The organism is Cerasicoccus maritimus (assembly GCA_031296935.1).
Lineage (GTDB): Bacteria > Verrucomicrobiota > Verrucomicrobiia > Opitutales > Cerasicoccaceae > Cerasicoccus > Cerasicoccus maritimus.
This window is the reverse complement of sequence record JAVDPD010000002.1, coordinates 183,997-205,117: the sequence shown is the minus strand read 5'-3', so window position 1 is coordinate 205,117 and position 21,121 is coordinate 183,997. Positions and strand designations below refer to the sequence as shown.

Genomic DNA, 21,121 nt, shown 5'->3' with positions numbered 1-21,121 from the left:
ACGTATCAGGATTTGTGCTCGGTTGGCTTGGATGCACGCCCGAACTTTTCAGAAATGTTTTGAACAATGTAATACAACATCGGCACAACGATCACGCTGACGACCGTGGCGACCACCATGCCGCCGAACACCGCAGTGCCAATAGCCTTGCGACTCTCCGCGCCAGCGCCTGTCGCAATCAGTAACGGAATGACACCGAGGATGAAAGAGAAGGCCGTCATGAGCACCGCGCGAAATCGCAAACGCGCGGCCGACAAGGCCGCATCAAAGACCGACAATCCATCATCCCTTTGAGCCTTAGCAAATTCAACAATGAGGATCGCGCTCTTGGTCGACAAACCGATGAGAAGAACGATGCCAATCTTTGTATAAACATTGCTATCGTATCCACGAATCATCAAGGCCGATACCGCCCCCAAGAGCGCAGTCGGCACGGCTAGACAAACCGAGATCGGCAAAGACCAACTCTCATATTGCGCGGCGAGCACGAGATAAACCAAGATGATGGCCAACGCGAAAATGATCGTCGTGCCGCCCTGCGCAATTTTCTCCTGATAAGACAACTCAGTCCAATCATAGCCGAAAGCAGCCGGCAGACTCGTAGCCGCCATATTCTCGATCACTTCCATCGCAGCGCCGGAACTAAAGCCTGGCGCTGGACTCCCCATGATCTTCACCGAAGGATACATGTTGAAGCGCGTAATGGTTTGCGGGCCAAGCGTCTCTTCAACTTCGATAAAGTTGGCCAGCGGCGCCATCTCTCCATTGGGCGTTTGAATCTCCAGCTTCCCGATGTCATCGGGCTGCGCGCGGTAGTCGCTACCAGCTTGCGCATAGACTTTGAATACGCGGCCAAAATCCGTGTAGTCATTGATATAATTGGAACCAAGGTAAGTTTGCAGCGTCCCCCAAATGCTCCCCAACGGAATGCCGCGATTCATGACCTGCTCACGATTTACATCGACAAACAGCTGAGGCACATTGGCGCGAAATGGAGTATACATACCCGTCAACGCAGTCTGCGCATTGCCAGCCTGGATGACATAATCCGCAGTCTGCTGTAGCTGCTGAAGGCCTACCCCTTCCCGGTCTTCCAACATAAAGGTGAAACCGCCACTCAAGCCCAAACCTGGCAGAGAGGGCGTGGGGAAGCTGAATGCGAGGCAATCCTGCAATTGGCTGAGACGTCGATTCAGCCCCATTATAATCCTATTCTGGTGTTCATCCGGCGGACGCTCCGACCAGTCTTTAAACACCACCACTGCAAAACCGGTATTTGAAGCCACCGCGCCATCAATCAGTGAGAATCCTGAAACCGAAAGATAACGGGCGACTCCGGGAACCCCCTCAGCCACAGAATCAACCTGCCGCATGACTGCTTGTGTCCGATCAAGCGCTGCCGCTTCCGGAAGCTGGACGCTGGTGATGCAATAACCTTCGTCTTCCTGCGGCACGAAACCACCTGGCAGATTCACAAAGCCCCACCCAGCAAACACGACCAGCCCAACAAAGATCACTAAACCGATCGCTGCCTTCCGCAGCGCAAAGCGGACCACTCCGTGATAGCGCTTCGTCGTGCCATCCATTCCCTGATTAAAGAGTCGGAAAAACCAGGGAACCTTGCCACTGGATTTCTTGAGCAACACACCACAAAGCGCGGGGCTCAATGTAAGGGCGTTAATCGAGCTGAACACCGTAGCGATCGCGATGGTTAGCGCAAACTGGCGGAACAGGGTGCCAGAAATGCCACTCATGAAGGCGGTCGGAATGAACACCGCAAGCAATACCAACGTCGTTGCGATGACCGGACCGGAAACCTCAGTCATGGTTTTCATCGCGGCGTCCTTAGGGCTCATGCCATGCTCCTCAATGTTCAGCGTGCAGTTTTCCACAACCACAATGGCGTCGTCCACCACGATGCCAATAACGAGGACAAGGCCAAAGAGCGTCAGCGTGTTAATCGAAAAACCCATGACCGACATCACGGCAAACGTGCCAATCAGCGAGACAGGAATCGTGAGAGACGGGATAAGAGTCGCACGGAAATTCTGTAGGAAGACAAAAACCGTAAACACCACCAATGCCAAAGTGATGAACAGGGTGGTCACCACCTCCTTAATCGATGCGCGAATAGCTACAGTGTCGTCATAAACAATGTCATAAGTAAGCCCCTTCGGAAAGTTCTTTGCCAACTCACCCAGCTTAGCTTTAACGCCATCGACAACCTGAATGGCATTAGCGCCGGGTATCTGATAAATCGCGAAGGCGGCACAATCCTGCCCATTAAATGTTGAGCCGAGGCGATAAGATTCCGCCCCCACCTCAACCCGAGCAACATCTTTAATACGCAGCGCTCCCCCCTCTGCGGTAGAGCGGATTATTATTTCGGCAAACTGGTCCGGGTCGACCAAGCGGCCTTGCACATTTACAGTCAACTGAAACGGCTGACCGGGCGGCGCCGGCGGCTCACCAATCGAACCTGCCGCCACCTGCACATTCTGCTGCTGTACTGCGGCCACGATTTCGTCGACAGAAACTTTCCGGGCAGTCATCTTTTGTGGATCGAGCCAAATGCGCATGGCGTATTTACCGACGCCAAAAGTCTGGACCTCGCCAACACCATTGACACGGGCCACTTCGTCCTTGATGCGCAATTCCAAATAATTCGAGAGAAATACGTCATCGTAGGTTCCATCGGGTGAAGTGAGCGCGACATACATATTTGCAACGGAGGACTTTTTCTTCACCGTCACGCCCATACGCTGCACTTCCTGTGGCAATTGGGATTGAGCCTTCGACACGCGGTTCTGCGTGAGCACGTTGGACATATCCTGGTCCACGCCGGACTCGAAAGTCACGGTAAGACTCATCGTGCCATCGTTGGCCGACACACTCGACATGTAGATCATGTTCTCAACGCCGTTGACCTCTTGCTCAATCGGCGAGGCAACCGTCTCGGCAACGGTTTGTGCATTAGCGCCTGGATAGACCGCGGAAATGGTTACCTGCGGAGGCGCAATTTCTGGATAGCGCTCGATCGGCAGAGAGATGAGCGCAAACGCGCCCAATAGCATGATGACGATTGAAATAACCGCAGCAAAGATCGGCCGTCGAATGAAGAAGTGGCTGAACATCGACGTTACTCCGGTTTCGGTGTGGCCTGATCATCGATTTTGACGGGAGCGCCAGGCCTTGCCCGTTGGATGCCGTTGATGATCAGCTTTTCGCCAGCCTCCAAGCCTTCCAGCAAAATAATGCCCTGCTCAACCCGCGCACCTTTCTTAACGTAGCGGATTTCCACGATGCTCTGGTCGTTGACCACTAGCACAAAATCGCCCGCCAAGTCTTTCTGGATCACTGTTTCAGGCACTACAATTGAGTCCTCACGCTTGTCAGCAAAACGAATGTTGCCAAAAAGCCCAGGATACAGCTGAAGATCTGGATTGGGGAATACTGCGCGAATCTCAATCGTGCCGGTCATCGTATCCACTTGATTATCCACATAATCCACCTCGCCCTGTTGCGAGTAAATACTGCCATCCGCCAACTCCAGCGAAACTCTCATGCGCGCAGTGCTGTCCTGCTGCTTCATCCTGCGGTCGATTTTCTGATAATCCAACAGCGTGCGCTCATCGACGTTGAAATAGAAATACATTGGATCAACGCTCACTACGCGCGCCAGAGCATTACTCACTCCGGGGCCGACCAAGTTACCCGGACTGACGAATTCGCGCGACACCTTTCCATCAATTGGCGTAACGATCTCCGTGTAACTCAAGTCCAACTTCGCACGGGCCAGCTCAGCCTTTGCTTGCTCAAATTGGCCTTTCACCAAGTCCAGATCCGCTTCGGATTGCAGCATCTCCAACTCCGAAATTGCCTGCGTAGCAAAGAGCTCTTTATTCCGTTTATAGGTGGTTTCCGCGAGATCCACCGATGCCTGCGCACTGCTCATCTTACCCTTGGCTGCATTTAAGTTCGCCTGGTATTCTGCGGGATCGATGGTGAAGAGTAGCTGGTCCTTCTTCACGTAGGCGCCATCATCGAATGCCTGAGTTTCCAGAAAGCCCTGAACGCGGGCAACGATGTCCACCGTATTGGCGGCAGCTGTCTGCCCCGGCATAGAATCATACACGGTCACTGTTTGCGGCTCGACAATGGATACCGAGACAGAGGGAGGTGGAGGCTCAGCGAATTCGTTGCGCTTCGGACAACCAACCAAAAGCAACGCACCCAGAGCAAGAGAGAAAAATGCATATAATCGCATAGCAACAATCGTTGTTGCTACCGAATATGCGCAGCCATAACACTCAGAGCAACACTAGTTTTAGACAACCAGCCACTGACTATCCATGAAAGGCCGTGCCTCTTAGAATAGGTAAAAAGCTGAGAATGCCTAACCGTTACCTTGAATAAAGCAAAGTGGGGCCAAGACCAACACACCCAAGGCCAACACAATGACCATCAAGGCGCTCAGCTCGACGCCGAAGAGCGCTAGCAGGGCAACTGCCGCACAGGGAAAAACCAGCAACAACGAATACATGCCATGCCAGCCCATATCATTCAGACGGCGGATCGTCTGAGTAAGAATGAGGGCAGACGCAAAGACGCAGATCAAAATCGAGATAAAGACAATGAGCCCGGATAAATGGTGATTCGTATGCAACCACTGGTAGATCAGCTTGTCCAGCAAGACGGCCATAACCGCAGCCCCTAAAAAGGAAACAAGGAATCCGGCAGGACCACTTTTGCCACGCATGTCGAGGTAGTTACTAATCATTGTGGGGGGCTTTTTGAGGTTACTGAGTTGGAACCGAAATCTCGGAACCATCAGAGTAAGTGCCTGCGCCATCAATCGATACAGCACGAACTCGGTATGTGTAGGTGTTCCCAGCGGATGCACTCTCATCCACATAACGGAAGTTCCCGTTGGTGAGTGCCGTAATCACAACTGCCAGCAGCTCAAAATCATCTTCTCCAACAGCTCTTTCTATGTGATAAGCTCCATTCAATGTGTCACTGCCAGTCTCATAAACAGGATCACCAGTCCAGTTCAGGATAATCGACTCAAAGTTTCCATCCTCGTAATAAAGCGTGGATGTTAATACAGGCTGAGTCACAGGAGTCGTTACGGTACCCGTATCAACATGTATGCGCATGAACCGAGAATTGTTCCCATCATAAGGCTCGGAGTCTCTCACTGTAATGCGAGCAGTGTATACATCCTGCACGTCCGACACATTACCTTCTAGCGCCATGACCACTGGTTGGTAAATGAGACCGTTAAATCCGGTGAGACTCTGCTCCCCAGAAATATCCGTATAGGGAGGGGTAAGCTCAAGGATAGTGTCCCAAGTGATCAAATCGCTACTAGCTTGAACTTCGATTGCAATATCCGAAGCACGAACATTGAAGTCGAAAGTCATGGCTAAGAAATCATCTTCACCATAGGGTTCAATGTCATAGGAGAAAACACCATTTGCGTATTGTGGGCGATACAGAGGACTACCCTGCGCATACTCATTCCCAAAATCATCAACGCCAGGAGTTGGATTCAGTCCAAGCGCGTATGCTAAGAGAACTGTAATTCCGTTATATCCAGGAATCAGAGCATTCGCTACGTTGGTCATGACCTCACTGCCATCACTAGTAATGACGTAATTGCTGAAAACCGCATGGCTAGTGTAGAGTCCAAAATTCTCGAATGTAATGTCAAAAGTTTCGCTGTTTGAGTTGTAAGCACGATAATTTACCGGAGTGATCACAAAGTCCTGAAAATCGAAGAATAAATTCGTCTCACTCGATTCAAGAATATCGTCGTTAACATCGACAGTGATGACAAAATAGAAGTAGTAGTCATCCATATCATAAAGCGCGTTATACACCTCTGCTGAATCTTCAGGATCATCAGCCGAAACGGCTCCAATACCCGCGAGAACATCACGCGTAGATGGCAGCTCTAGTTGATGTACAATGCTTGAGGAACTACCATTCGGATATTGCGCGCTGACTTCAGGTAAAAAGAGGCTGTGCTCCACCGCATCATACTCTCGTATCAAGGTTGCAGTAGTGTACTCATCGCTGTCCAGATCCCGCGCATATAGTCCAACGGTAACCGAGAACGCTTCATCTTCAGTTACCGAGCCCAGACCAGTATTCACGATATCGTAGGTAATATAGCTACTTTGTTCTGGATGGTAAGGATAAGTTGGCGAGAAACCAACGATGTTCTGAATGGTCAAATTAGGCGCACGAACAATCACGAATCCCGGCCCTTGAGTGTAGGAGTTATTCGCAAGGGTAAATTCGCCTAGAGTCTCAGAAGAATCAAAACGGAGCAGGACATAATAGTTACCCGCAGGCGTCGTGAATGGCAGATTGATCTCAGATTGGAAGATAATCTGATTCCCATTATTGAGAATATTTGACTGGGCAAAGTTGCCGAGATTTACGTCATCACTGTTACCGAAAATCTGATCGGTAGACAAGTGGACGGACAGATTCGTTGGATCGAGAAAATCGTCAGTAAGACTTTCTGGGGAGCCGACATCGAAATCAGCACCACGATTGATAATCGAAACCGAAATGGGTAGACGTCCAGTGCCGTTGGCATCATCCAAAATGTAAGTGCCCTCAGTCAGGACTACAGACTGGATCGCCATATCGACATTGGTCACTGGGATATTTTCGAAGCTATATGGCGTTGGAGCTAATCGTGCATAGGCCGCAGCATCCGCACTATTCTGTGTGTAAGTCCACTCAATCTTCCAAGGATAAGTGTAACTACCGCCATCATAGAGAGGGGAATCCTCGTCGATAACAATATTGACATCTTTATAGCTCGTCACACCGCCATTTAACGTGACCACAAAAGGATTTCCGTCAGCTCCGATAATTTGGTTATCATTGGCATCCTTAAGCGTGTAGCTCAACGTATCAGCATCGGCATCGCTCGCTTCAGTCGTTGAGCTGATCAGCCACGGAGCATAAATAACAGTGGGACCATTCAGATCAACGATCAGATCGTTCAAATTCGCCAAATCATAAACGAAGGTTTTAGAAACACCTTGTGCTACACCGTTAACTTCGTAGGCCTGCTGATTTGGAGCCGAAGTATCAGTTATTAGATTCCAATCTCCTGCAGTCACATTGGCAACTAGGTCGGGATTGGGAGAAGACAAATTATACTCATTCTGCTCTGGCAGAGGATAAAGCACCTCTAGACCGTCAATGTATGCGTTGGCATCGGAATTATCACTACCCTTGCTGAAAACCCAACGCAAAGTGTGAGGGCCACCTCCGACAATGAATGCGACCTTCTGCCATCCGGTGTAGCCACTAATCGTCGCGTTCGAAGAAGTCGCACCGTAGATTTGCGTCGGTAGCGTTTGAACCTCCCCGTCAACCGAAAAGGTAAAGGTATCTTCGTCTTCGTCGCCATCTGTTCTCCACCAGAATGTTACCAGGGAACTACCCGCAAACTCATAATCCAAATTCATGGCTGCCGATTGGCCCGCGACAAAGTCACCTTCATCCAGATCAATTGAAACCGATCGATCATCTCCAGAAGGCGCACTTTCATCATCAATCCCCAAGAAAACAAAGGAATTGGAATCGGGCACAAAATTAGGTACTTCTAAGTCAACTCGAGCATAGCCAGTTTCACTGGCAGCGCCCTGCGTATAAGTCCATGTGATTGTCCATGGGTAAGGAACCCCCACAGCATTCGAATACAGAGCAGAATCTTGATCGATGACGATATCTACAGCTTGGTAGCTTGGCTGAAGAGAATCGAGTAAAGGCGCACTCCCTACAAATGCGATATTCGTGTTATCAGCTCCTTTGAGCGTGTAAGTTAGGGTGCTGTCAGAGCCTGCGTTCATTAGCCAAGGAGCAGAAATAGTCGTTGGCCCGTAAACCTCAAGTGACATGGATTGCGATCCACCCGGCGCCAACGTTGGCGACTGGAGCGCATCTAAATTGTAGGCGTATTGGTCAGTCACGCTTGCCCACTGCCCGACCTTACCAATGTCAGCGCCATTACCTTCGATATCTCCAAATCCTATGGCCGCAGCGACGGAATCCGGTGATTTGATTCGAACAGTTTGAGTTAGGTAGTTGTTCTCGGTAACACCATCTTCTTCACCGACTCCAGACTCTCGATTGACTACAAAAACAATTTGAAAATACTCACGGCTGCTCTGCGTTTCTGGCAGATCCAAACTATTCAAAGAAATAGTCACCGTGACAGGCGGATCGGCATCCTCACCAGCATCATATGCATTCAATCCACCAGTGTAGGATGTATCGGCTTCCGGTATTAACTGATTAGTAGTAGGTAAAGTATCTACTCCTGCCTCAAAAGCCAAGTCCGTAATCAGGTACGCTTCAATCGTAATATCCGTCTCTGGATTAACTATGCCAATCGTGCCATTGGTCATTTCAAACGAGATATTTTCGAAAGTCTCGCCAAAATCAATGGTGGTGCCATCAGCAAAATCAAGGTTTTCAATTTTAATGTCAGGCCTTACGATAGTGATTTCCGTAGAACCAACCATGGTATCTGAAGAATTCTCAGAAGAGGAATTTTCAAAAAACACACGACTGATAAGGTAGTAGGTTCCAGAAGTGCGAACTGGCACCTCCACGTTGAAAGTTTCTTGCTTAGAATTATTAACATCCAGGTCTTGCTCAATATCCCTGCCAGCAAGATACGTCGCAGTGTTCTCACTGTAAGTCGAACTGGTGGAAACATATAGTTCAACTGTATAGGTATCTGTAACATCTACGGTGCCAGTATTGGAGACGTCGACAGATATCTGGATTTCAGAATTCACCCCCAGCGTAGTCGTGGCGATGGTAGGATCAGAAATACTAATCTCAGCGCCGTCGGCTGAGGTTCTTTGTGGATCGTAAGAGGTCGAATAGGAAGTCGAACCTGTACCAAGCTGCCCAGAAAGATTTCCGCCAACAGAGTAAACGCCTTCAGATTCAGCATTGGGCGAACCCTTCATCAGTGTAAATCCGGTGAGTTCAGTGCCATCTGGCATAGTGCCCCCGGACCCCGATTCATCTCGGCCGCCATCAACCACTGAGAAAACGCCACTGGCCAACACAACAGGGCTCGTGAGCATATAATTATTGGGAATAGAACCAGAGCTAACGGTTACGTCCTTACCAAGCTGTTCGCTGCTGTTCAGTCCCCAGCCATACAAAGCGCCCGACGAATTGATGGCATAGCTTTGATTCGCACCCGTCGAAATGCTAACCCAGTCAGTGGCGCTGCCAACTTGAGTTGGTGAAGTCCGCGCAGTGGTGTCACCCAGGCCAAGCTGACCAGTTGCATTAATGCCCCACGTGTAGATGCGCCCATCGGTCGTACGGGCAATCACGTGGTAACTACCCGCTTCTACCTCAGCCCACGAGATAGCTGTGCTACCTGGAACCTGCACTGGAGAGAGATAATCAGAAGAAGACAAACCAAGAATGCTGATTGCACCACCACCCCAAATCCAAAGCGTGTTGTCACTTCGAACGGCAACGCTAAACTGACTACCCGCAGCAATATCGAGCCACGTATTGGTCCCAACCTGGGTGGGGGATTCAACAATCGTATCATCGAAGCTTTCCGGCACTGGATCCTGAAAGACCCCTAATCCGAGTTGACCGGAAGCGACACTACCCCAAGCGTAGAGATAGCCATTTACATCAATACCGAGCGCGTGGTCTATACCAGCGGACACATCACTGATTTTCACGCTAAAGGTAGTCGAAGTCGGAGACGATTCATTGTCAGTGCTACCGATGCCTAATTGCCCCAAAGAATTAGCGCCCCAAGCATAGACGTCCCCGTCTTCTGTAATGCCGAACATGAAATCCGGCCCCGCCTCCACCAGCTTGAAATTCTCATTTGAATCGACAGATTCAGGAGTCGGATTGGTCGTCTGCGTCCCCTGCCCGAGCTGACCGCTGTCATTCAGACCCCAGGTACGCAAAACCCCGCTGTCAATCGAACCACCGAACTGATCACCTGCCGAGAGAATGTCTGCCCCGTATAAGACACTCGTTACGAGCATCGAGCACGTAACGGCTGCTGCTATCTTGGGAATTTTATGCTGATGCGAAAATAGTGTTTCTGAATTCATGACTTCTTCCTTGGGTTCAACGCGCCCCGATATAAGTCGTGTATAACACGACCACCTACTGGTGAAAAGGCTCTATCGCTAGGGGCGGTTCTTATCATGCCATATTCACTAGAGTTTAACAGATTTCAGAAAAGCTGGGGCCGGCGCCTATTCAGACTCATCCTCGTCACCCGTATCGCTTAGGGTGCTTACCCGCTCAAGCAATTCGAGCTGGGCCTTGTCATTGGAGAACTTGGTCTGTAGATCCATGATTTGCTTGTATGCATTAGCCTGATCTTCCGGCAGGGTGTAGCCAGGGATTTCGTTCTCGAGGATGCCCATTTGGTAAAGCACACGCGGATCGATGATATCCTTGTAGGTGGTCCCATCTGGATTCAACGTCTTGGCGGTGATGAAGATAACCAGATTACGGCGCGAAGTAATCTTCGTGGAAGATTGGAAGAGCTCGCCGAGCAGCGGAATCTCGCTGAGATAAGGCACACTGGTGTCGGAATCGTTAGTCAACTCTTCGATCAGACCGCCAATTGCCAAGGTAAAGCCGTCCTTAAGGATGACGTTGCTCTGCGTTTCCGTGGTTTGGATAATCGGGATGGTCGCGCCACCGGAGCCGCCGAAAGTTGTGGTGCCATCGCTACGAGAAAGCTGTGGGCGAACATTCAAGCGAATAAAGCCAGCACTGTTTACATTCGGCGTTACCGAAAGGATCGTGCCAATGTCCTTGTATTCGAAACCACTGACCTCAAAAGACCCGGTTTCGTCGTTAAAAGTGTAGCTCGGAATCGGGAACTGTTCGCCAATCACCAAGCGTGCTTCTTCACCATCCAGCGTAACTAGAGTCGGATTGTTCACCAGCTTGGCATTTGCATCCGAATCCAGAAAGCTTAGAATGACATTGAAAGCATCTGCAGAGAACACCGCCGTGTCCGTGCGGGTGACTTCGTTGATCCAGTTGGTATCTCCCAGAACTGAACTAGTAAATGCAGTGTTAGCTGCGTTTTGCAGGGTGGAGACCGTATTTGTGCTTACTGTCCCCGGAATCGTCGCATTCGTCGTCGTTGAATACGAGCTGCTCGTCGAAGAACCACCGATCGTATCACTCAGGACAGAGTTGTCGTCCGCACGACCAGCCACACGTTGGTATTCACGGTTGAACGGCCCGGCAGTGAGCTGGTAGCTCTGCAGAGAAGCCCAGTTCACACCCGTATCAGAACGGTCGTCATCGGTGATTTCGATGAACTTAGATTCAATCATCACCTGCGGATTCGGGCGGTCGAGGCGCTCGATAATAGCCTGGATGTCGTTCATGCGCGAGGGGCGTTCGGTGACGAGGAGCGCATTGGTGCGCTTATCAACCTGTACGCGACCCCCATTAGCAGAATCGATCAACGGTGCCAAAGACCCCTGCAAGGTGTTCGCAACTGCGTAGTTGATCAAGAACACACGGGTGACCGTCGGCTCATTGGTCAGCTCATCGAGGCTCTTAATCTTAATGATATTGCGATCAACGATGTAGGTGTAACGAAGTGGTTCTAGGACCACGTCAAATACTTGGCGCCACGTAACATTGCGCAGCTTGATGGAAGTGCTGCCTTGGAGCGTATCAGGGATGACCACATTAAGGTCGTAGAGATCCGCCACATTACGTATGATTGTGCGCACTTCCTCATCAGGAAAATCAACGGAAATGGTGTCGTCCTCGCCCATGAGCGTCTCCATGTCAGATTCTTCGGTGGGGAATTCGACCGTCGCGCCGCCACCGCCGCTGAAGTCAATTTCCATCGCCGGTTTCTCAACTGTCTCCTCCTTCACTTCTGGAGCTCCGTCAGCGCCAATAACTTGCTCTGTCACCGTCTTGGACTCATTCACCTCGCGGATCGTCATGCCAGATTCACTGGGCGCATAGGCTTCTACCGGAGCGGCGGGAGGCACTGCGTCACCAGCATCAGTTGTAGTAGTAGAGTCGCTGGACGCAGGAGCAGTCCCCATGGAACCACCTTCAGCGCCACCAGCACCGTCTTCCGATTGCAGAGGCTTCTTACTTTCGAGGCTAGAGCCCGCATAAGGCACGGTGGTATTCGGAGATGGGATCGCCGTCCCAATCATATCTTCCGCGTTTGCGTCGGTTGGTTCTACTGACGGGTCATCGGCAGCGGTCTTCGCATCAACCTCGTCCAGTTGTTCTTGGGTTTGTGCATAGCCCGCGGGCGTCGATGCGATGCTGGCAATAATTGCGAGCAGCGCTAGGAGCGAGAGATTCAAGTGCTTCATATCGATCAGGAGTTTGTCGTTCAGGCAGTGGCGAAAGTTAATGAGAGAGAATTACGAGTATTTTAATCACGTTTGACGCCGCGACCGGCGCCAGCATCGATCTGTCGAACGAGGGACGCGTCATCAAGCTGCAAGGTAAAAGATCCAGTGGTCACGTCGGTAACCTTAATAAGATACGGCTTACCGCCGTAGTTTACACGAATGGCACTGCCATCCGCCAATTGCCCTCTGGGCAGAATCAGCACGCCCTTACCTCCCTTAAAGAGGACGCCGGTGGGCATAATTTTAGGCGAAATCTTTTCGAGGATTTCTTCATTAGTAATTTCCTCTTGGACGACTTCTTTAACCGGTTCTCCCTTCGTCTCAACGACAACGGGTTTCGCCTCGAACTCAAAAGGATAACGTACGTCTGCGATGTCCGTCTTTAGCTCAGGATCAGCCTTCAACAGACAAGCCTGCGCTTCCTTGAGCATATTAATACGCTTAGTGCGTGGCACGACTAAGTTGGCGTGAACGAAGGCAGGAGCCAGCAGCAGTGCGAGAATGGTGCAATGGATTGGTTTCATGGCGATTGCTGCGTTTACTTCTTCTTCTTCTTTTTCGTTTCAGGGCGCTTCTTAGCCAACCCAGTTATTTTGAGGGATGCTACAACCTCTTCCTTATCGCCAGATGCCTTTGGCGTAATGGAAATCGAGTCAATTCGCATTAAGTATTCACCAGTGCGAACCTCATAGAGGTAGTTCAACACGTTTTGGTAAGTGCCCTGAACCGCAACGTTCTGAAACTCAGCCAGAGCATACGACTTGAACCTAGCGCTCTTTACGTAGGTAGCCGCAGGCGGATCATTGACGTATTTGACATTCGAGCGCTCACCCATTCCCAGAAAGTAGCGGTAATTCGCGGTGACCGAGTCTGCATCGATGAGACGCGCATCCACGCTTTCAACCAGCTTGGAGAGCTCTTCCAAATTCGCTGTTAGGTCCACCGCATTACTGCTGTTACGGCTGATCACCTCGGCTTCCTCTTGCAATGCATCGTACTCCGCATTCAATTCAGGCAGATTGCCACTGCGCAAAAACGACAGGCCAAGCATGACCAAAACCACTAACGTGCAGATTACCGCCAGAGGGTATTGCTTTAATTTAGCGATGAGTTGCTGCGAATTCATGACGCCTCCTTCAGGTTTATGACGATGGTAAATTCAAACAGCCCAAGCTCCTCTTTAAACGTCGGGCGATCCTCATCGATTGAGTTAAGGCGGTCCTTAATAATATCCAAATTGCTGAGGATACTCTTGTATTTGCTCAATTCTTCCAGCGATTCCTCATTACTACCCTTCAACACAACTCGCAGCGTGTAGCGCGGCATGTAGACCAACTTTGGCTTGCGGGCAGTTCCGACATTCTTACTGTAACTACCCAACCTAAGACTTTGTAGCGCAATCGTCTTCGGGCGCGACTCCGAGAGGGCCAGAATCACATCCAGCGGGTATTCGTAGCCCTTGTAGAAAGTAATGAGATCTTCGGCCTGAGGAGAGGCTTTCTTAAATTCGCTGCTCAGCTTCAAGTTAGCACGATTCTCCTTTGATTTGGCCTGAATCTGATCCTGCAACGTTTCAATCTGAGACTGGGCCGACATCCCCTGAAATTCACGGTAAGCGAACCACCCCGTCACTATGATCGCCAAGGCGAGCGCCACGAAATTGACCAGAAAGTTGGTACGCACCGCCTTAACGTCAGGCAGCACATCATTGACCCGAAAATCCGGGCGCCAATTAGGAGCGAAGCCACTGGTGTCTTTATTTTTTTTCTCAGCCATGTGCTACTAGGATTTTGGTGCGTAATTGCCCATCAGACTGAAAAGACCAAACCAACGCGGACCCAGATTACCCAGATCAACGCCGTTCGCCACCTTAATGCCCTGATGCTCCATCCAGGTTTCATAGTCTGGCTTGAGCACATTCACTCCCAAGGTCTTGGATAGCGTTGAGGCGATCCAGCCGAGGTTATCAGGCGCAAGCCCGAGGAAAATATTACCAATTGTCTGGCCGGTCTGAACTTCATAGAAGCCAGTGGAAGCTTGCAGCTCTTTCATCAATTTCTTCAGCAGCGTCGGCCCCATCTCGGCAAAATCGAAGGTGCTGGAACCAAAGAGCTTTTTGGCCGACTCTTCGTCCTTCAACCCCAACTCCTTCTGCACGATCGGATACATACTGCGGAGACCGTAAGGAACCGGACGAGCAACATCGAGAGACTTGCCGTTGCAGACGAGCACCATCGCATCATCATACCCCATCTCTAGAATCAAGGTTGGCGACTTTTCGCCCTTCATCTGCTGATAGTCCAGCACTGCGCCCACCGTGGCGACCGAACCGATCTCCACTCGCGTAGGAAAGATCCCATAGTCAACAAGCCGTTGCTGCTCAGCGGCCAGATCCGTGCGTGGCGCGCCACAAAAGACCAATTCCTTACCCGCAGTCTTATCCGTCCCGAATTCTCCGCCGCCCGCAGCATTGAGCACCGACACCGCGTAGGTACCGACATCAATTTTAAACTGATTCTTCAGGAACTCTGGCAGATATGCAGGGTCCTTAGTCTTAGCCGGGTTATCCAGTGTCGCTCGGCGAATAACGCGTGTAGGCGGATAAATACCGCAAACAGCATGCGCATACTGAATTTTCGGATTGCCAACCAACGCCAGCAATGTGGAACGAACTCCCTCCACCCCTTCAGACAAAGGAATCTCCTCCACGCCTTCGACCGTGATCGGTGGCTCCAAACTGGAGACACGCGCCACGAGTAAAGAAAACTCGGAGAGCTCTACAAATAACGCTTTGGAACTACCCTTAGACATCGTTAAAAGGCACCCACCACAGTTCTGACGGAGTGACAGAAACCGCAGGGAAGGTTGGAGTGATCAGAGTGACAGACAAGTCGCATAATAGCCAGCTAGCGAAAAATGAACTACCCGCCAGCCCCTTATTTCACAAGGAAAAAAAAGGCATGTGACAACGTTTTTGTCCCGATCTATGAACGGTTTACACTTGTTTCACCATCTGGTGATTCCGAATAAACCCAACCCCCCAGACTGCCAAGAAGGAACAGGCTAGGCAGGAAAGTCAAAATACATGGCAAATCACGCCACCCGCCAAACACATCGAAAATCGACGCAACCTCCAAACCGAACCTCACCAAAAGCCTGCAATTCGACCAACAAACAGGCGCAACTGGCCCTACCGCATACAAAAAGCCGACGGGAAATATCCGTCGGCTAGCGTTTCATCGTCTACAGCACAAGGCTGCAACCCGGATTACCAGGTGCGCTTCTTGTGACGATTTGCGTGCGAGCGTTTACGACGCTTGTGCTTGTTCATCTTCAGACGACGCTTCTTCTTGAGATTGCCCATGTAAAGTTAGGTTGTTTAGACTGATTGGTGCAAAGGTGGAATTTGGAAAAACCGCCTATCTTGCGTTCTGAAATACGTTTGTAAAGGCCAAATTACGCGAAAAGATTGCCATTCCAACCAAATAGGAGGACCACCAGAGGTCCTACCATTGCCAACGCCGCATCACAAAAGCCAGACCCAGCACAAGTGCTCCCGCCGACAGCGCATAAGCCGAAGGCTCCGGCACCGTCCCGGTCACAATATCAAGCATAGGCGGGTTGGCACCGTCATTGGCGGTCGCAACCTCATAATAGCGGTAATTCGATGAGTCAGCCACATCCGGACTCAAGCGCAGCTTCACGAAATCGCCCGCCACAGCGCCATTCTCATACTGCTCTGTAATGTAAGAAGCAATATTGATCGACGTGTAATACTGAGCAACGCCCGTGCCCGAGGCAAGCAAGTCGTCCTGCAGCGCCGTCACCCCGGCACTGAGGTCAGTATCATAAGGCCCTCCAAAGAAGTCGTTCACCGCATCAATCGACGCCGTCGCCGTGTAGCCCATACCATATAGATCTACGTTAAATGTGGCATTATTAGCGATCGAATTGAGATAAATCGACAGCGTGGCGCTCGTGACAGACTCGCCGCCCAAGTCCGGCAACTGAAAAAACATCACCAGAGCACCATCAATATCCGTCGATGAACCGCCAACCCGGGCCGCGGGTTGCCCAATCCACGGACTGACACCATTGCTTTGAGCAAGCTGGTCATTACTATTACCAGTAATATTAAAGACAGCCGCCTGCACAGTAACACTCAACAGCGGCGCGACAAAAAGGGGTAGGTATCGCATGGTTAAAGATTACCACACGAAAAAATCCTGTCAAACCCCTTGTACCTGCTCAATCTCTGCCCAGACTTGCGACACACGCCCATCCGGACGGGACTCCACCACTGCAAAGCCCTCGAGCCCGCCGATAGCCTCAATGCGCGCTAGGTGAATCAATGGACGCTCCAGAATAGGACACTCCCCACCGGGGCCCTTCTTACCCTTCAGCATGCCCCAGGTAAGGAATGGCAACCCTTCATAGAGCGAATCGCCCGGCAGCTTCAGGCCGATTTCCATCGCATGCAGACGAATTTGATGCAGGCGCGGCAAAGTCGTGGTCGCAGTCCAGATTTCAAAGTCGCCCTTACGCGCCTTGCGACGAAATTCCGTGCGGCTCTTTTTGCCCGTCTTGTGCGACACTAACATGCGCGGTTCGGACTTGTGACGCGCCTTGTGCCGAGCCACCGGCAAATCGCAGACCACCTCATCCGCCACGGCCGCATTCGCCGCCGCCACGAACTCAAAAGTAAACTGTAGCTGACCCGAGCCATAGGCATTGCGCCAGCGCCCAACACCCGTGCGATTCGTCGCCACCAGCAACAGGCCGCTGATTTCCGGCTCCACGTAGTTCACCGCCAGCGCGACCTCCATGCCCAGACGCTGCAGCTCGGGCTTCTCCTCGCGGAGTTGAGCCTGCAACGAGGCAACTGCACACGGCACATCGCGGTAAAAGGGATGAGCATCCGACACAACCCCACCCGGCAATGCAATGGCGAGCAAGCCCTCACCCACTTGAGCAACCGGCAAGCGCACAGGCTCAGGCCCAAGCATGGGCGGCGGGAAGCCGATTTTGAGGTCAGCATCAGAGTCGAGTATGATGGTTTCAGGCATGTGCTATTAATCGAGTTTCGCCGCAGTGATCAGTAATTAAAAAACGAGAAAACCCCCACCGCCTAATGGCAATGGGAGTCGGACAAATAATCCAATCAATTGGACGCGCCTTACTTGGCGGCTTCGAAGATGTACTTCGAAATCGCGGACTTGTGACGGTTGGCGGTGTTGGTGTGGATGATGTTGCGCTTGGCAGCCTTATCGAGGGCCGATGCGAACTCAACTGCTACCTTCTTCGCCTCTTCCGGTTGCTCGGAGAGGGACCGAACCTTCTTCGCCAAAGTGCGCAGGCGGCTGCGTACGGCGCGATTGCGGTCCGTGCGAGTCACGGTCTTACGAATGTACTTCTGGGCTTGTTTGGTGTTAGCCATTGTCTGGTAAAGGATTCTAGATGTGGAAAAGCCGTTCAAAAAATGGAGTTTCGTACGGCGTGTCAATGGTGAAAATGAAGGTTTTCGGAAAGCGTAAGCCGGATTCTGTCCACAGCAGGCCGAAACCCACTGCTGCTCTCATTCATCTGTAAGGCCGAAGCCTTGCCTCCGCCGAAGCGAAATGCGACTTACCCGGGGCTTTAGCGGGCGGGCAACCCGGCCCCCTACATAGTCTTGCACCGGAATGGGCTTGCCGTGCCGCCTTGGTTACCCAAGACGCGGTGGGCTCTTACCCCACCTTTTCACCCTTACCTCCGAAGAGGCGGTATATTCTCTGTGGCGCTATCCGTCAAACGGCGCTTAAACGCTGCCTGCCCCCACTTTCATGGGGAATCCTGCCCTGCGATGTCCGGACTTTCCTCAACTGTCTCAAAGAACGGCTGCGAGAGCTGCCTCCCGAAAACCAAGCGATCACAGTCTCAGGTCATGCGCAGAAAGGCAATCCTGGATTCTGCAACTTCGCGCCAGCAAAAGTGAGGGTTAGAATGATGAAGGCAGAATTATGAATTATGAAAAATCTAGAACGAGGACATCCAAGATCCCCACCCCTGCTGGCTTTCATAATTCTGCATTCGTCATTCATCATTTCTCGCCCTAATCCACCGCCGCGTTGGCGTAGCGCGGGCCAAGCCCGGCGTTGGGCGCGACAAACGACGCGTGGAAGCCCCAACGCTTGCGCAGATCGTAAACGACGTCGCCGAAGTAAAAATGCGAGCGGCGCTTCTTCGTCGTCGAAAGGATTTTCTCGAGCTGCGGCAGTAGGTAGTCATCACGGAAATACTTCGTGGGCTCGTTGTTCGGAAAAAACGGCGCTTCGTGGTATTGCGCTTGAAGCCGCTCATCGCGGTCCACTTCGAGGATGTAATCCACGGCCTCGGTGTCGCTGGCGAAGTCAGCGATATCGATGAAGCTCGCCGGGTTAAAGTCCTCGGCGACGTCCGGATTGCCCCAGAAAATCGGGATGCAGCGCGCGGCCATCGACTCGTAAAGCTTCTCCGTGGTGTAGCCCGGCATCGCATAGTTCTCCATCGACAGGCAAAACCGCGCGCCCTTGATGAACGCATGCTTGTCCGGCACCGGCCCGCCAACGTTGTTAAACGCGCGGCCTCCGGAGTCGACGTGACGCTGCGCGTGCAGCTTCTGAAAAAAGGATATGCGCCGCGCCGTGCGCCGTGGGTTGGCGTTACTGGACACAAAGGCGCAAAAACGCCGACGCTGGCCGCGCAGCTTAGCCTCGGTAGCCGCATCCTGGCGGATCAGCGGCTCAGGGCCATTCCCGCGTAACACGTAGAACGGCAGACGCAGGTTGCGCTCGTCGGGCAGGTCTTTAAACGTGAAAGAGTAGTCACACACGCGGTAGTTCGGCATGCAGTCTTCCACAGCCAAAAAGATGCGCACGCCGTCCATCTGCAAATGCTGGCGCTCCTTGTCTTCGGCGTAGAAAATAAAGTCCGGCGTGTCCGATATTTCCAGCTGGCAAACCTTCTGCAACTGGCGCACGAAAAAGTCCGTTTCCGGGCGAAACGCCTTCCAGAAATCGACAAATGCTACCTTAATTTTCGGGCGGACTGTTTCCATCGAAGCGCCACACCCAAAACACAAAGCAGCCACGCGCCAAGCGCGTTTTTAACCTGATTGTCGCTTAGGAGCCGAAACTACGCGTCGGGCAGCTCCATAGCCTCCACCTTGGCCTTCAAACCTTCGCGGTAAGCCACCAGGCGATCGCGCAGTTCCTTGTCGCCCAGTGACAAGATGGCCGCCGCCGAAAGCGCCGCGTTGACCGCCCCGGCGCGGCCGATGGCCAGCGTGGGCGTTGGAATGCCAGCCGGCATTTGCACGATCGACAAAAGAGAGTCCACGCCGCTCAGCGCCTTGCTTTGGACGGGCACGCCGAGCACGGGCAGGTGCGTCAGGGCGGCAGTCATGCCCGGGAGATGGGCTGCGCCGCCAGCGCCAGCGATGATCACCTGGATCCCGCGGCCTTCCGCCGTGCGGGCATAGTCGACCATGCGATCCGGCGTGCGGTGTGCACTGACGATTAATTTTTCAAACGGAACACCAAGTTCCGCCAGGGTTTCCGCCGCGTGGCGCATGGTTTCCCAGTCGGACTGGCTGCCCATGATGACGCCGACTGTCGGGGTAGTGTTACTAGGTGTTGCCATGTTCTGAAAATTTATTTTACCTGCCCCCATCCAACGCACGAGCGCAGCGCTCGTCAATTCAGGATGCGCACATTGGGTATAGATGGCTGTAAAGGAGGCTGGATCGCCGTAGAAATCGACGACGATGGCAATGGCGCTGTCGGCGTATTCGACACCGTTTACCGCGCCCTGATCAACCACCCGGCCTGCGACATCATGCTGATCGACATGCCCATCGGGCTGCCCGATTCCATGCACCCCGTCCGCGAATGCGACACCATTGCGCGCAAACTCCTGGGCAAGGGCATGACCAGCCGCGTCTTTGATCCCCCAGCCCGCCGCGCGCTCGACACCAGCTTCTACGAAGACGCCTGCAACGTCAGCGAGGCGATCATCGGTAAGAAAATCAGCCTGCAAAGCTTCAACATCGGCCCCAAAATCAAGGAGCTCGACGCCATGCTGCGCCGCCACCGCGACTACGTAGGGCGCATCCGCGAGGCCCACCCCGAGCTGGCTTTTGCCTGCATGAACCACCGACAGGCCCTCCGTGTTTCCAAAAAACAGAAGGCCGGCATCCAGGGCCGACTCAAGGTGCTCCAGCGCCACTACCCACACGCCCACGAACTCTACAACTACGCCCTCGAGGCCACTTTGCGCAAAGACGCTGCCCGCGACGACATTCTCGACGCCATGGCGCTGGCCATCATGGCCCGCTCCGCTCCCAAGCTCCGATCCATCCCCGCCGACCCGCCCTACGACGCCGTCGGCCTGCCCATGGAAATCGTCGTCGGAGTTTACTAGTAGGCAACATCCTCACCAGCGCCTTCCCCATGTTTCCAACGGAAAATCAGCATAGAACACGACAAATATATAAAGCACAGACAATCAACAACCTAAGAAATTTGGCTATTTCAAACCAATACTTTTATGCACTTACGGTTTTGTAAGTCGTTGATATAGCTTTTTCGCATGTCTACTAAGTGTTGGTTTGGTTTGCAGATGGGCTAAAAAAGCGTAACATTTTCCCA

The 21,121-nt window shown here is 52.1% G+C and carries 15 protein-coding genes and 1 other RNA gene; 1 reads left to right on the top strand and 15 read right to left on the bottom strand.

The genetic code is table 11. The features are described from left to right. Positions 1 to 5: 5 nt before the first annotated feature. The 15 genes from RBB62_RS01385 to purE all read right to left on the bottom strand — a co-directional run bounded on the left by RBB62_RS01385 (position 6) and on the right by purE (position 20,114). Positions 6 to 3,134, bottom strand: coding sequence for an efflux RND transporter permease subunit (locus RBB62_RS01385; RefSeq protein ID WP_309396267.1), 3,129 nt, complete (start codon positions 3,132 to 3,134; stop codon positions 6 to 8). 5 nt (positions 3,135 to 3,139) lie between these two features. Continuing rightward, positions 3,140 to 4,267 (bottom strand): efflux RND transporter periplasmic adaptor subunit, encoded by a 1,128-nt coding sequence (locus RBB62_RS01380; protein ID WP_309396265.1) that lies wholly within the window; start codon positions 4,265 to 4,267, stop codon positions 3,140 to 3,142. Positions 4,268 to 4,396: 129 nt separating this feature from the next. Further along, a complete protein-coding gene (locus RBB62_RS01375; RefSeq protein ID WP_309396263.1) occupies positions 4,397 to 4,780 on the bottom strand; it encodes a DUF805 domain-containing protein in 384 nt (127 codons plus the stop codon). A gap of 19 nt (positions 4,781 to 4,799) precedes the next feature. After that, complete coding sequence (locus tag RBB62_RS01370) at positions 4,800 to 10,145, bottom strand: RCC1 domain-containing protein (RefSeq protein WP_309396261.1); 5,346 nt, start codon at positions 10,143 to 10,145, stop codon at positions 4,800 to 4,802. Between the two features lie 147 nt (positions 10,146 to 10,292). Beyond that, a complete protein-coding gene (locus tag RBB62_RS01365; RefSeq protein WP_309396260.1) occupies positions 10,293 to 12,413 on the bottom strand; it encodes a type II secretion system protein GspD in 2,121 nt (706 codons plus the stop codon). 62 nt (positions 12,414 to 12,475) lie between these two features. After that, positions 12,476 to 12,979 carry a hypothetical protein gene (locus RBB62_RS01360; RefSeq protein WP_309396258.1) on the bottom strand — a complete coding sequence of 168 codons (504 nt, stop codon included), beginning with the start codon at positions 12,977 to 12,979 and terminating at the stop codon, positions 12,476 to 12,478. Positions 12,980 to 12,993: 14 nt separating this feature from the next. Then, positions 12,994 to 13,581, bottom strand: coding sequence for a hypothetical protein (locus RBB62_RS01355; RefSeq protein WP_309396256.1), 588 nt, complete (start codon positions 13,579 to 13,581; stop codon positions 12,994 to 12,996). Then, entirely contained in the window at positions 13,578 to 14,231 is a 654-nt protein-coding gene (locus tag RBB62_RS01350) for a hypothetical protein (protein ID WP_309396254.1), read from the bottom strand. Before RBB62_RS01350 ends, RBB62_RS01355 begins: the two co-directional genes overlap by 4 nt. Positions 14,232 to 14,237: 6 nt before the next feature. Further along, positions 14,238 to 15,266: a hypothetical protein gene (locus RBB62_RS01345; protein ID WP_309396252.1), complete on the bottom strand. Its 1,029-nt coding sequence runs from the start codon at positions 15,264 to 15,266 to the stop codon at positions 14,238 to 14,240. A 695-nt stretch (positions 15,267 to 15,961) separates the two neighbouring features. Next, on the bottom strand, positions 15,962 to 16,654 hold the full coding sequence (locus tag RBB62_RS01340) for a hypothetical protein (RefSeq protein WP_309396250.1): 693 nt from the start codon (positions 16,652 to 16,654) through the stop codon (positions 15,962 to 15,964). A 30-nt stretch (positions 16,655 to 16,684) separates the two neighbouring features. Further along, complete coding sequence (locus tag RBB62_RS01335; protein WP_309396248.1) at positions 16,685 to 17,521, bottom strand: pseudouridine synthase family protein; 837 nt, start codon at positions 17,519 to 17,521, stop codon at positions 16,685 to 16,687. 110 nt (positions 17,522 to 17,631) lie between these two features. Continuing rightward, positions 17,632 to 17,892, bottom strand: coding sequence for a 30S ribosomal protein S20 (rpsT, locus tag RBB62_RS01330; RefSeq protein WP_309396246.1), 261 nt, complete (start codon positions 17,890 to 17,892; stop codon positions 17,632 to 17,634). 78 nt (positions 17,893 to 17,970) lie between these two features. After that, an RNA gene (rnpB, locus tag RBB62_RS01325) (RNase P RNA component class A) lies at positions 17,971 to 18,354 on the bottom strand. A 192-nt stretch (positions 18,355 to 18,546) separates the two neighbouring features. After that, positions 18,547 to 19,530, bottom strand: a complete 984-nt coding sequence (locus RBB62_RS01320) for a glycosyltransferase family 10 domain-containing protein (RefSeq protein ID WP_309396244.1) — start codon at positions 19,528 to 19,530, stop codon at positions 18,547 to 18,549. Positions 19,531 to 19,607: 77 nt separating this feature from the next. Next, the gene (purE, locus tag RBB62_RS01315; RefSeq protein WP_309396242.1) at positions 19,608 to 20,114 is read right to left on the bottom strand and encodes a 5-(carboxyamino)imidazole ribonucleotide mutase; all 507 of its coding nucleotides are present in this window, start codon (positions 20,112 to 20,114) and stop codon (positions 19,608 to 19,610) included. Positions 20,115 to 20,177: 63 nt separating this feature from the next. Here purE and RBB62_RS01310 point away from each other — a divergent pair, with 63 nt between their 5' ends. Then, a complete protein-coding gene (locus tag RBB62_RS01310; protein ID WP_309396240.1) occupies positions 20,178 to 20,894 on the top strand; it encodes a DUF429 domain-containing protein in 717 nt (238 codons plus the stop codon). The last annotated feature ends 227 nt before the right edge of the window (positions 20,895 to 21,121 follow it).